This is a genomic window from Burkholderia sp. MR1-5-21 (genome assembly GCF_053427715.1).
The window spans coordinates 1-294 of the sequence record NZ_JBSAXD010000159.1 but is presented as its reverse complement, the minus strand read 5'-3'; the positions used below and the strand labels follow the sequence as shown (position 1 = coordinate 294).

General features: G+C 72.1%; 1 pseudogene. It reads left to right on the top strand.

The window, feature by feature from the left end:
* Nucleotides 1-294, top strand: a pseudogene (locus ACV229_RS40870) (acetyl-CoA C-acetyltransferase); the annotation flags it as partial.

The window sequence follows — 294 nt, the reverse complement described above, 5'->3', positions numbered from 1 at the left end:
CCGGCGTCGCGCCGGTGCCTGGAGCGCGCGGGCTGGACGCCGGGCGACCTGGACCTGATGGAGATCAACGAGGCGTTCGCGGCGCAGGCGCTGGCGGTGCACAAGCAGATGGGCTGGGACACGTCGAAGGTGAACGTGAACGGCGGGGCGATCGCGATCGGCCACCCGATCGGCGCGTCGGGCTGCCGGATCCTGGTGACGCTGCTGCACGAAATGCAGAAGCGCGATGCGAAGCGCGGCCTGGCGTCGCTGTGCATCGGCGGCGGGATGGGCGTCGCGCTCGCGGTCGAACGC